This window comes from Prosthecobacter sp. (assembly GCF_049294395.1).
Taxonomy (GTDB): domain Bacteria; phylum Verrucomicrobiota; class Verrucomicrobiia; order Verrucomicrobiales; family Verrucomicrobiaceae; genus Prosthecobacter.
Map to the genome: position 1 here is coordinate 1 of NZ_JBAQCR010000201.1, position 12433 is coordinate 12433.

The 12433-nt window shown below is 59.1% G+C and carries 9 protein-coding genes; 5 read left to right on the top strand and 4 right to left on the bottom strand.

What is annotated here, in order from left to right:
• From WAW39_RS12710 to WAW39_RS12720, 3 genes are all read left to right on the top strand, one after another.
• Positions 1-1361: FG-GAP repeat domain-containing protein (locus WAW39_RS12710; RefSeq protein ID WP_422319353.1), on the top strand; the 1361-nt coding region annotated here is incomplete at its 5' end.
• 56 nt (positions 1362-1417) lie between these two features.
• Positions 1418-2170 carry a sulfite exporter TauE/SafE family protein gene (locus WAW39_RS12715; RefSeq protein ID WP_422319355.1) on the top strand — a complete coding sequence of 251 codons (753 nt, stop codon included), beginning with the start codon at positions 1418-1420 and terminating at the stop codon, positions 2168-2170.
• A gap of 39 nt (positions 2171-2209) precedes the next feature.
• Positions 2210-2428, top strand: a complete 219-nt coding sequence (locus tag WAW39_RS12720) for a hypothetical protein (protein ID WP_422319357.1) — start codon at positions 2210-2212, stop codon at positions 2426-2428.
• 35 nt (positions 2429-2463) lie between these two features.
• Here the strand turns inward: WAW39_RS12720 and WAW39_RS12725 are convergent, their stop codons facing one another.
• From WAW39_RS12725 to WAW39_RS12735, 3 genes are read right to left on the bottom strand one after another with little or no spacing between them, the layout of a single operon-like run.
• Positions 2464-5112 carry a protein kinase domain-containing protein gene (locus tag WAW39_RS12725; protein ID WP_422319360.1) on the bottom strand — a complete coding sequence of 883 codons (2649 nt, stop codon included), beginning with the start codon at positions 5110-5112 and terminating at the stop codon, positions 2464-2466.
• A 53-nt stretch (positions 5113-5165) separates the two neighbouring features.
• Positions 5166-5885 (bottom strand): RNA polymerase sigma factor, encoded by a 720-nt coding sequence (locus WAW39_RS12730; RefSeq protein WP_422319362.1) that lies wholly within the window; start codon positions 5883-5885, stop codon positions 5166-5168.
• A gap of 46 nt (positions 5886-5931) precedes the next feature.
• A complete protein-coding gene (locus tag WAW39_RS12735) occupies positions 5932-7296 on the bottom strand; it encodes a Gfo/Idh/MocA family protein (protein ID WP_422319364.1) in 1365 nt (454 codons plus the stop codon).
• Positions 7297-7495: 199 nt separating this feature from the next.
• On the opposite strand from WAW39_RS12735, the gene WAW39_RS12740 reads away from it, so the two are divergent.
• A complete protein-coding gene (locus tag WAW39_RS12740) occupies positions 7496-8218 on the top strand; it encodes a hypothetical protein (RefSeq protein WP_422319366.1) in 723 nt (240 codons plus the stop codon).
• A 112-nt stretch (positions 8219-8330) separates the two neighbouring features.
• Positions 8331-11534: a transcription-repair coupling factor gene (gene mfd, locus WAW39_RS12745; RefSeq protein ID WP_422319368.1), complete on the top strand. Its 3204-nt coding sequence runs from the start codon at positions 8331-8333 to the stop codon at positions 11532-11534.
• On the opposite strand, the gene WAW39_RS12750 is transcribed toward mfd, so the two are convergent.
• On the bottom strand, positions 11535-12433 hold an 899-nt coding region (locus WAW39_RS12750), incomplete at its 5' end, for a patatin-like phospholipase family protein (protein ID WP_422319370.1). It lies immediately after the preceding gene.

Consider the following 12433-nt stretch of genomic DNA (forward strand, 5'->3'; position numbering starts at 1 on the left):
TCATGGCCACCGACCGCCCGGTGGAAACCTTCGGCTGGCCTTCGCCGAACTTTGCAGACTTCGATGGCGATGGCGATCTCGACCTGCTCTGCGGCGAGTTTCTCGACGGCTTCACCTATTTTCAAAACACCGGCACGCGCACCAAGCCGAAGTATGAACTCAGCGTCCGCCTGAAGGCCGATACGGGCCGCTATCTCACGATGGATCTCGAAATGATCACGCCAACCGCAATCGACTGGGACAAGGATGGTGACCTTGATCTCATCTGTGGCGACGAAGACGGTCGCGTGGCCTTCATCGAAAACACCGGCAAACTCGACAACAAAGCTCCTGTCTATGCTGAGCCGCGCTACTTCCAGCAGGAGGCGGATCAGGTGAAGTTTGGCGCGCTCGTCACGCCAGTCGGCTTTGACTGGGATGGCGATGGCGACATGGACCTCATCTGCGGCAACACGGCGGGCTACGTCGGCTTCATTGAAAACCTCAGCGGCAAAGGTGTGGAGCAGCCAAAGTGGGCCGCACCCGTGCGCCTCCAAGCTGCGGGCAAGGTCATCCGTCCGATGGCCGGTGGCAATGGCAGCATTCAGGGCCCCTGCGAGGCAAAGTGGGGCTACACCACGCAGACCGTGGCAGATTGGGATGGCGATGGCCTGCCCGATCTTTTGCTGAACTCCATCCTCGGCAAAGTCGTCTGGTACAAAAATATAGGCACACGCCAAAAGCCGCAGCTTGCCGCTGCGCAGCCTGTGGAAGTCGAATGGAATGGGGCGCAGCCTACGCTCGCCTACGGTTGGCTGCGTCCGGAGGGCAAGGCGCTGCTCACCCAGTGGCGCACCACACCTGTCGCTGTCGATTGGAACAAGGACGGACTCACCGATCTCATCATGCTCGATCAGGAAGGTTATCTCGCGTTTTTTGAGCGGGCGAAGCAGAAAGGCAAACTCATCCTCAAGCACCCGCAGCGTGTTCTCTGCGCCGCGCCGGAAGCGCAAGCACCTGCGGCAGCGGACAAGGCGGTCAAAGTGAAAACACCTGTCGCCATGAAACCCGGTGAACCGCTGCGTCTCAACGCTGGTATTGCGGGTAAAAGCGGCAGGCGCAAGATCTGCATCATGGACTGGGACAAGGACGGCAAGCTCGACATCCTGCTCAACTCCGCCAATGCCAACTTCATCCGCCAGACCTCCAGCAGCGACGGCAAATGGTTCTTCGCTGACATGGGCCTTCTCATTGATGCCAACATCGAAGGTCACGACGTGAGCCCTACCACGGTGGATTTCAACGCCGACGGCCTGCCGGATTTCGTCGGCGGCGCGGAGGATGGGCATCTCTATTACCTGCGAAATCCGCAGGCAAAATAGCTCGTTTCGCCCACAGACCGCACTTTCCACGTGCTCTGTGCTGAGTAGTGAGAGGCATGACTTGGATTGAAATCCTCTCCCTCAGCGCCGCAGGCTGCACTGCCGGTGCGATCAACGCCATTGCGGGTGGGGGCACTTTGCTGACGTTTCCGGTGCTGCTCATGTGCGGCACGCCGCCCGTGCTGGCAAATGCCACGAGCACCGTCGGTCTGGTCATCGGCACTGCTGGCAGCATCGTGGGTTTTCGCGGGCGTTTGAAGGCGATCCGCACGCTGCTGTGGAGCTTTGTTCCCATCTGTCTCATCGGTGCGGCCATCGGTAGCTGGTTGCTGACACAGACCAGCGATGATCAGTTTTCGAAGCTCATTCCCTTCCTCGTGCTGTTTGCCACCGTGCTGTTTTTCCTTCAGGGCTTTCTGCGCAAGTCGGCCACGGAGGGGAAGGCGAAAGCTCTGTGGTTTTCCATCGCGCTGCAGCTGCCGGTGGCGATCTACGGCGCGTTTTTCGGCGCAGGCATCGGCATCCTGATGCTCGCTTCTTTCGGTTTCATGGGGATGACGAACATCCACGAGATGAACGCGCTGAAGAACATTCTCGGATCGCTGATCAACGTCATTGCGGCCGTGTGGTTCATTGCAGTCGGCATGGTCAATTGGCCGCAGGCGCTGGCCCTCACAGCGGGTGCGTTGATCGGCTACTACCTCGGCGCACACTTCTCCCAGCGCATCTCACCGCAGAGAGTGAGGCATCTCATTACCGCCATAGGTTTAATTATTTCGGTGCTCATGTTCTGGAAACAGTTTGGATGACAAGCGCGAGTTTGATGTTGAATGCGTATAGTAGAATATATGAAAACCACCATCCTGATGACTTATGCTTTGTGTCTTGCCACACCCGGCTGCTCCCTCGTTACCGTGCCGGTTAAGACGGCCGGAAAAATTGTAACCACAACCGTTTCCACGACCGGCAAGGTCGTCACTGCACCCTTCGATGCAGTGGGCAGGGACAAAGCTGCCAAAAAAGAAAAAGCTGCCGAAGAAGAGCAGGAGGCCGAGTCGGCGCGATAGGGCGGACAAGGCGAGCAAGGTCAAAATAGGAACCCTCAAAACGGTTTGGCACCAATCAATTCAAGCCAGCTCACAGCGCCTTGATGCCGCCAGGTGAGGGTTATCACAAACTGTGTTGATTTGCCCCAGGGGAGCAATGTTTCAAGGAGTTTGCTCAAGGCTTCATGCCGAGGAATGAAAGCATGACCTTGGGCATGATCAGTCTCGATTTTGAAACATTCGTATTCCGCATATCGCGGCGCCTCACTTCCAAAGTAATGCATGCGGGAGAGCATGGCGATCAGAGTGAAATTTCCGGCCTGTGGCGTGATCAGAATATTGGATAAGTCATCTCCACGAGCTTCACCAAGGAGCCAGTGGTTGATGGCTTCGCGAAATGGGTCCGGCATGCGAAGCTTGAAGTCTTCCGGGATGACCGGCTTCATGAACATTTCCTCCACGGTCTTGCCGGTCTGCGGCAGGTGGTGCCTGCGGAAGATGGTGGGAGACGCCAGCCATAACTCCTCCTTCTCCCGGTCCCAGAAAATGATGAAACGCTCGTTTTGAATCGACAAGGGGGCAAAGGTGGTGACACCCGCGGTCCCATCATTCAGCCTGTCTTTGAGGGTGTAGCTGCGCATGCTTGAAAGGCCGTCCTTTCCTCGCATGGGCTTGGAATCGACACTGACAGTGTAACGCGAGTTCAGCTGAAGCGAGCGTCCGGCGGTGCTGAGGAATCGAGGATCCTCCTCCACAAACTGTGGAATGCGGGTCGCGGGTTTCAGCCTCTCCAGCTCGATTTGTTTCTCCAGCATGGTGATTTGCTCGCTCAAGGACTTCATCTGCGGATGGTTTGGTCCGAGTGTCTGGCGGAGTTCGGACATTTGCCGCTGACAAAGGAGCAGATCCTCCCCCAGCCTGTTCGCCCAGGCCGACATAAGGGCCTTGGATTTGGCAGGCGGCTGAGCAGAAGCCGTACTTTTGCCGGGGGACTGGCCGCTGAAATACCACGCCAAACTGCCTGCCACGCCTAACAAAAGCAGCGTCATCAGGATGACGAGCACCACCGCACAGCCTATGCGCTGACGTTTGAACAGAGAACGAATCAACCAGATGAGACCGACCACCACCAAGGCCAGCACCAGGATTTGCAGGCCAAAGATACGGGCGCTGACTCCGAATTGTTCCTGAGGAGTGACGGTCGCAGAAAGTGTGCTCGTATTGGCAGGCATTTCAAGTGTCAGCGGCTGGCCCAGCAGACGACAAATGACAATAGCACTGTCTGTATTTGTTTTTGCAGAGACGAGGCTGGTCGTGAGAAGTTCGTTCTGGAGTTGTGTGTAATTGCAGTTGAGTTTCTTTGTGTTTTCAGAGTCACCAATCTGTGTGTGAATTCGAACAAGCTCGTCTTTGAGGCGGGTGATTTCGATCCGTGCCTTCACTTCATAGTCTTGAGAGGCCTGGTTCCACCGCATGCGGCTGGACTGAGTGACATTGGCATATTCGATGCGCACTTCGCTCGCTTCCAGAGCACTCACTCTCCATTGGACGTAAAAGGAAGATGCAGTCCCGCTGTGCTCACTCATGATGAACACCCGGCTTGAAGCGTTGGCCGTTTTGATGTGCGAAGCATCCTGACGCAGGAAAAACAGCACCGCTAGAATTCCTGCAATCAACAAGCCCAGTACCATGCCGAGGGCACCCCGCCTTTTTTGAGGCTGCGGCGAAGCTGTGGGCGCTTTTTCCACCTCTATTTTTCCGGGCATGGGTGTCACCGCTCCGACGAGCTGCGTGCGGAACTCTGCCGCCGTGGCAAAGCGCAGCTCCGGTTTTGTTTCCAAGGCCCGCAGCACGATCTCATCCAGCCGCACGTCGATCTGCACGTGTTTTGAAGGCGGTTCGAGTTTGTCTTGCGGCAGCTCTCCTGTCAGCAGCTCGTAGAGAATCACACCGAGTGAATAGATGTCTGCACGATGATCCACATGGCTCGTTTCACTGCGCTGCTCCGGTGCTGCATATGCCGGTGTGCCGAACGGCTGTGACAAAGACTCGCCGCCATTCTCCGCTGTTGTGCCGATCATCTTGGCGATCCCAAAGTCAGCGATCTTCACGCGTCCTGTTTTGTCGAGCAGCAGGTTTTCCGGTTTGATGTCGCGATGCACGATGCCGTGTTCATGCGCATACTGCAGCGCCTCGCACACCGGGGGCACGATGGCCAGCGCCTGCTCCGGCGTGAACCGGCCTGCCTGCATGGCCTGACGCAGGTTAACGCCATCGATGTACTCCATCAGCAGGAAGAAATAGCCGCCGGCCTGGCCGAAGTCGTGAATTGTGACAATGTGCGGATGATTCAGTGCGGCCAGTGCCTGCGCCTCCTTTTCAAAACGTGCGGCGAACTTCGCGTCATTCGAGCGCTCAGGTGCCAGAAGCTTGAGAGCGACGAGGCGGTTCAGTGTTTTCTGCCGGGCCTTGTAAACCACACCCATGCCACCACGACCAAGACACTTGATGATTTCCAGCTGTGGGAAATGAGGGGCGAGTTCCTCCGGAGTCAAAGGTGCCTGGGGTGAAAGAGGAAGGGCATCCGGCGGCAGCGTTTCCGTCGCGAAATTCAATGCGGCAAGGCAGCGCGGACACAGGCCCTGCGGGGCATCGGCCGGCAGTGCGCCGCCGCATTTGGGGCATGGGGTGGATTCGGTGCTCATCGCTTCCATGAGTAGTTCAGGGAGTTTGCAGCCGTGTTACAAGCGAATTCCGATCAAACGCTGCTCAGCACCGCGACCACGTGCTGCAACTCCATGTCCACATCCTCTCCTTCCGCCAGCGTGGAGGCGATGCTGGTACGAAACAGCTCACGGAAACGCTTGCGCATTCGGTGCACTGCCACGCGTGCCGCACCTTCACTGCAACCTATTTGGGCCGCCAGTTCCGGGTAGGAGATGCTGCCGCGATCAAGTGTGAGGCAATGCTTCAGCGCCTGAAAATCACCCGCCTTGGATGATGCGGCAAATTCGGCCTCCAGGCTGTTCAAGGTCTGCTCCAGGAGCGTCATCGCCCAGCGCCGTTCAAACATCGCATCCGGTGCCAGATCAGGCTCGCTCGCAAATCGACGCTCCGCATCTTCCGCATCCAGCGGTACATGCGTGATGTGCCCACCACGTTTCTGCGAGGAGCTTTTGTGCCATTCGTTGATGAGAAAGCGCTTCATCGCCACGAGCAGAAAGGTGCGAAAGCGCCCGTGCTCCGGTCCGGCGGCACGCAGCCAGTCCTTTTCCACCAGTCGCGCGAAAAACTCCTGCGTGAGATCCTGGGCATCGTGTGGGGTGTGACCATCGCGCCGCACATACGCATACAGCGGATACCAATAGGCCCGGCACAGCGTCTCCATGGCCTGCTGGGAATCCTGGTGTTTCGCCGCCAGCACGACGGACCAACGAGTGGTCGCAAACAGTGGGGAATGAGAAGGGCTGGCGGGCATGTTGGCCGCGTTTCTTCAGGAAACGCGACCGCATGTTACATGCAAATCACACGAGCTGCCACGGGCCGCGCATCGGGCGTGTCAGCATGGCCGAAGCTTCTTCATCTCCGAGAATCTGCTCTTTCGCCGGATCCCAGCGCAGCTTGGTGCGGTTCAGCCGCAGGGCGATGTTGGCCAGATGCGCGATGGTGATGCTGCGGTGCGCGTACTCGATGGGAGCGGCGGGTTTTACGCCGTCCTGGATGGCGTCGATGAAATTGCGGAAGTGGTCCTTGCTCTCGTAGAGGCGGACATCGCTTTCAGCCAGCGGCTTGCGCAGCGAGTCGGGCTTGATCTCCAGTTTGCCCCGGGTGCAGAGCACGCTGCCGTTTTCGCCCTCAAAGAGGATGCCGGAGCCGAAGTCCTGCTTGTCAGCCACGCGCACCGTGGTGCCATCATCATAGCGATAGGCGAAGGAGAACGTCGGTGGCGTGGTATAGAGACTGCCTGCAGCGGGCCAGGTGGCCTTCAGGTCGAAGAATTCGGCCGGTCCGCTCTCATCCTGCCCCAGCGCCCATTGCACGATGTCGAGGTGATGCGCGCCGAAGTCGGTGATGTTGCCGCCGGAGTAGTCGAAGAACCAGCGCCAGTTCGAGTGCAGCCGTGCCGGGCAAAAGGGGGCGTCAGGCGCGGGGCCGAGCCAGAAATCGTAGTTCAATCCTTCCGGCACGGGCGCAGGCGCAGTGAGTGCCGCGCTGCCGTTGTTATCACGGTTGTCACTCGCCAGTCCGACACGGATTTGTGTCAGTTTGCCTATCCTGCCGTTGCGCACGTATTCACAGGCCATGCGGAAATGGATGTCACTGCGCTGCTGGCTGCCGGTCTGCCACACGACTTTGCTGTCACGCACCACATCGCTCATGAAGCGACCCTGCGCCACGGTCAGGCTCAGCGGCTTCTCGCAGTAGATGTTTTTTCCCGCCCGCGCCGCTGCCACCGTCATCAGCGCATGCCAGTGATCCGGCGTGGCGATCTGAACGGCATCCACATCTTTGCGCGCGAGCACCTCGCGGAAATCCTCATGCGTGGCGCAGCCCTGCGTGCCGTAAGTTTTGTCCACCAGACGCCGCGCCGGCTCGCGGCCCAGTGTTCCCGCCTTTTTGATGATGCCCTTGTTGTAGCGGTCGGATTCGCGCTCCACATCACACACCGCGATGATCTGCACTCGCTCATCCTGCAGGAAATTTTTCACCACATCCGTACCGCGACCACCGCAGCCGATCAACGCAAGGGTCGTGCGGTTGGACGGAGCGACCGCACCATTTTTCCCCAAGGCGGATGCCGGGATCAGCGTGGGAAAGCCCAGTGCCGTGGTTGCTGCGGAGCACTCCTGAAGGAATCGGCGGCGGGAGAATTGGGTTGAGGCTTTCATGGCTTTGAATATCAACGCGTTGGCTAAAGCGGTTCTTCAGGCAAGCGCCAAGGATTGAGCTCGTGCGTAATCGGTTGAACAGTCGTAGTAATTAGACTGTTGACTAATAGAACAGTTGCATGACACGTTGGTAAAACTGGTTGACGATCAGCAGCTAAAAATACTAGCATCTATTCGTTAATCCTGACACCCCTCCGCCATGAAACTTCACATCCTCGCCAGTCTGTGCCTCCTTGCTGTTGTTCCGGTGCTTTCTGCCCATGAATTTACCGACCTCCAAGGTCGCAAACTCGACGCAGAGATTTTGGCAGCTTCCGGGGGACAGGTCATGCTCAAACGAACGGCAGATGGCCGCACCTTCAATGTGGCTGCCAGCAGTTTCATTCCCGCAGATCAAAAAGTCATCTCCGACTGGGCGGACGCCAATACGAAGTACAGCTTTGACGTGACCTACACCAAGAAAAAGCTCAATCAGACCCGCACGAAGCGTGGGGCCGTGACTCACGAAGAGGAGACTTGGATTTACAAAATCAACATCAGGAACCGCCAGCCCACGGCGGTCGGTGACCTGCGTGTCGATTATTGGTGCTTCCGCCGGGAAGACTCCGGCAAGGGCAAAGGCGCGGCCCGCATCGAAACTTCCGGCAGCAGCAAAGTCGCCATGATCGCCGGCTCCGGTACTGCGACAGTGGACACCTCAGAAGTCATCCTGCATAAAGAAGAACTCGCGGGCGGCTATTACTGGGCCAATGGCGACAGCGCCATCCAGTCGGATGGTATGGGTGGGCTTGCGGTGCGTATTTTTGACAAAAACGGACGTGAAGTTACGAAGTGGGCCACCAAGGATGACCTTTTGGTGGCTGCCGTGGGCAAGCCGCAGGCAAACGGTTCAAAGTCGCAATTCAGCGGCACTCCGAAATAGTTCACGGCCCAGCCTTGAATTTACGCGTTTCGCACGCTGATATGCAGCGCCGGGTGTTTTCACCCGGCGCTTTGTTTTGGACCCCGTCAAGCGCGCCACCAAACCTCGCGCCGTGAAGAAGGCTGCGAACCGCCAACCACCACCTCCCTCCGGGCGTGCGCGGGGGGATGCGCTCGGTCTGGTGGATCTGACTCTTGCCGCTGCCGAATTTCAGCGAAAACTCAAGCAAACAGACTTGGTGCTCGACCACGTCACGCCGCAGGCCTTTGGCTTTGCGGCGGCGCTCATGGTTCGGCACGCGGAGAAGGCCCTGCCAGGGCGTCGCGTTTGGATCTTGTGCGCGGACGTGAAGACGCAGGATCACGTGCATGCTGAGCTCGGTGTATGGCAGTGTCCCGCATTGTATTTCCCGCGTCTTGGACAGGTGGTGAACGATGCCTTGATTGACCCCGAACTGCTGGCGGAACGCGCGGGGGTGCTTGGCCGCATGATGGAAGGAGACGCGCCGGTCATGGTGCTGTGCGCGGAAAGTTTGGACGAGCCCGCTCCTGCCCTGGCCGAAATCTCCAGCCAGCGCCGCACACTCAGCATCGGAGCCAAGCTGGATGTGGAGGACCTGCTGCGTGATCTGAGCGAGGCAGGCTACGAGCGTGTGCCCGTCGTCACCGAGCGCGGTCAGTTCGCCCGTCGCGGCGGCATCGTGGACTTCTTCTCCTGGCAGGCGGAAGAACCGCTGCGACTGGAGTTTTTCGATGACGAGATCGAATCGATCCGTGCCTTCGATCTGCACAATCAGTCTTCGATCAAGCGGCTGGAGAGCGTGGGCGTCATCCTGCAGATGAATGACAATGCGGAGGAGGCCTCCCGGGTGCGGGAGCATCTGCATAGAGAAGATTTCGTCGTCACCATCGATTGCGATGGCGAGGCGCACGCGCGCATCCTCAGTGGTGCGGCGCCTGTCGAGGGCATGGAGGATTATTCAGCGGCGATTCATGAGAACCCGCTGGGAGTGTTCGATGCGTCCGACTTTGTTCTGCATGAAGCACGGCGTGAGCACTTCGCCCGTCAGATTCGCGAATGGCATGGTGACGGCTGGCGCACGGTCATTTTCTTCCATAACGAGGCCGAGCGCGAACGCTTCGCGGAACTTCAAAGCGGCCTCCCTGCCTCGCTCGAAACCAAGCTGGGTTTGTTGTACCGCGGCTTCACCGTGCCGGCTGCCAAACTGGCGGTGCTGACCGGGGCGGAAATTTTTGGCCGTCATCAAAACATCCGCCGCGTGCGCGGCTCGAAGCTTGATGAAGCCGAGGTGCTGCGCAAGGCGCGCGACGTGATGCGCGACCTGCGTGAGGGCGACATCGTCGTGCATGCCGAGCATGGCGTGGCCCGCTTTGGCGGCGTCGAGGTGCGTGATTCCGGCAAGCGCGAGGAGGTGCTCGTGCTGCATTACGCCGAAGGTGCCAAGCTCTTTGTGCCCGTGGCTCACACGCACTTGGTCACACGCTACGTGGGTGTCGGCGGCAAAGCACCCGCCTTGAGCAAGCTCAGCGAAGCGCGCTGGCAGAAGACGCGCAAGAGCGCCGAGAAAAGCGTCGAGGACTTCGCCGTGCGCATGCTCAGCGTGGCGGCAGAACGGCAAACGCTGAAGGCGTATTCGCACCAGCCGGACACGAAGTGGCAGGTCGAGTTTGAGGAATCATTTTTATACCGAGAAACTCCAGACCAGCTCCGCAGCGTGGAGGAGATCAAGCGCGACATGGAGGCTGAAAAACCCATGGATCGGCTGCTGTGTGCCGACGTCGGCTTCGGCAAAACGGAGGTCGCCATTCGTGCGGCATTCAAGGCGGTCATGGGTGGCCGTCAGGTGGCGATCCTCGTGCCCACCACAGTGCTGGCGCGCCAGCACTGGGAGAATATTCGCCAGCGCATGAGCGAGTTTCCCGTGTCCGTCGAAATGCTCTGCCGCCTCACGCCGCCGAACCGCGAACGGGAAATCCTGCGCGGCATCACTGAGGGCACGGTGGACATCGTCGTCGGTACGCACCGCGTCATTTCCAAAGACGTCCGCTTCAAAAACCTCGGCCTTGCCGTGATCGATGAGGAGCAGCGCTTCGGTGTGAAGCACAAAGAAAAATTCAAGGACCTCTTCCGCCTCGTCGATGTGCTCACGCTTAGCGCCACGCCGATTCCGCGAACTCTCTACCTCGCGCTCATGGGCATGCGTGACATGAGCACCATCGAGACACCGCCGCCGAACAAGCAGGCCGTGCAGACGATGATCTGCCCCTACGACGAGCGCACGATCAAGCAGGCCGTCGAAGCGGAGATCGAGCGCGGCGGGCAGGTCTTCTTCCTGCACAATCGCGTGATGACCATCGAAAAAGTCGCGCAGCGCATTCGCGATCTCTGCCCGAAGGCCCGCGTGATCATCGGCCACGGCCAGATGGACAGCGAGCTGCTGGAGGACGTGATGCACACCTTTGTCGATGGGGGGGCGGATGTGCTGGTTTGCACCACCATCATCGAAAGCGGTGTCGATATCCCCAATGCGAACACCATCATCATTGATCGTGCAGACCGCTTCGGGCTGGCGGATCTGTATCAGCTGCGCGGGCGTGTCGGCCGCGGTGGTGTGCAGGCCTACGCCTATTTGCTCCTGCCGCAGGATGCGGTGACCGCAGGCGATGCGCGCAAGCGTGTGAACGCCATCAAGCAGTATGCCGGCCTCGGCAGCGGCTTCAAAATCGCGCTGCGGGATCTGGAGATTCGCGGCGCGGGCAATCTGCTCGGCACCGAGCAAAGCGGGCACATCGCCGCCGTCGGTTTTGATCTCTACTGCCAGATGCTCAAGCAAAGCGTCGCCCGCATGCAGGGCCGCCGCGTGGCACGCCCGGTCGAAGTCGGGCTGCGTTCAGACTTCCTTGTCATGAACGAGGCCATGATGGTGCAGGCGGAAAAACACGCCACACCGGCCTTCCTGCCTTCCACCTTCATCGAAGACCTCAAGCTGCGCATCACCGCCTACCGCCAGGTTGGCGAGATCATGACCCGCAAGGAGCTTGAGGAACTGGAAGCCCAGTGGCGTGACCAGTTTGGTGAAAAGCTCCCCCATGCCGTGCAGAACCTGCTCACCTGCGCCGCCATCCGCCTCGCTGCGGCACACGTTGGCATCAGCGATGTCGAAATCAAAGACCGCAAACTCATGCTCACGCGCAATGGCAAGTTCGTCATGATCCAGGGCAAATTCCCGCGCCTCAGTTCGCGAGAAGGTCACAAGCAGCTCGCTGAGACGCTGGAGATGCTGCGGACGCTGTGATCAGACGTGGCTCGACAGCTCCGCGTCGAAAAGCTTTTGCCCAGTAACGTCCCCAAGCTCATAACACTGCTTGAGCCGTCCCGGAAAAAACGGCGAGGGGCGTGAATGATTCGTGGTGATGATGGTGAGTTTTTTGCCGTGCAGGCGTGCCAGCTCAATGCGGTCGTTCAGAATCTGGCGGTTCATGGATGCATGCGTCGCGGCGATGGTGGCCATCAGACGGGACAGCGGCATCAGCGGCGGCTTTCCTCGTGGCTGGTCGATGCGGTGAATGATGATGTGATCAATGTCGTCATCCGTAAACCATGGATCAATGGGCGACTCATGCGCGACACCGCCGTCGGTGCACATGCGGTTTTCAAACTCAAGCGGCGTGAAGAGCATCGGCACGCAGGAGCTGGCCGCCATCGCCGTGGCCAGCGGCCCGCTGCGAACGAAAAGGGTTTCTTGTTTTGACAGATCGCTCAAGGCGATCAGCAATCGGGGGTCCGACAGAGATTCGATGGTCCGCTTGCCGACGACCGATTCGAAATGAGAGATGGCTCCCCGGGGGTCGAACAAGCCGGGATGAGGACAAAAGAAGCTGCTTATGAGCTGGTGCCAGAGCCACCTGGTGCGCATGGCAAATGACAGATGGAGGCGAGGACTGAGCACCGCCTGCCGGATGACTTCCTGCTCCAGTCCTGAGGCGTAAAGACCTGCGGTGATGGCCCCTGCTGAAGAGCCGGAGACAGCGACCGGACGCACCCCCAGCGCATGCAGACGCGCCAGGAAGCCTGCATGAGTGGCATAACCCATGAACGATGCCCCGAGGGCGATGGCGATGCGCGGTGGTGAACTCATGCGCACTGCGCCTCCGGCGCGATGATGGCGGAATGCTTGGCGCGCAGGAATATCAC

Excerpts from the sequence above, each read along its gene's own strand:
- WAW39_RS12720 (WP_422319357.1), top strand. The coding sequence starts at position 2,210 with ATGAAAACCACCATCCTGATGACTTATGCTTTGTGTCTTGCCACACCC.
- WAW39_RS12740 (WP_422319366.1), top strand. The coding sequence starts at position 7,496 with ATGAAACTTCACATCCTCGCCAGTCTGTGCCTCCTTGCTGTTGTTCCG.
- WAW39_RS12730 (WP_422319362.1), bottom strand. The coding sequence starts at position 5,885 with ATGCCCGCCAGCCCTTCTCATTCCCCACTGTTTGCGACCACTCGTTGG.
- WAW39_RS12715 (WP_422319355.1), top strand. The coding sequence starts at position 1,418 with ATGACTTGGATTGAAATCCTCTCCCTCAGCGCCGCAGGCTGCACTGCC.
- WAW39_RS12725 (WP_422319360.1), bottom strand. The coding sequence starts at position 5,112 with ATGAGCACCGAATCCACCCCATGCCCCAAATGCGGCGGCGCACTGCCG.
- WAW39_RS12735 (WP_422319364.1), bottom strand. The coding sequence starts at position 7,296 with ATGAAAGCCTCAACCCAATTCTCCCGCCGCCGATTCCTTCAGGAGTGC.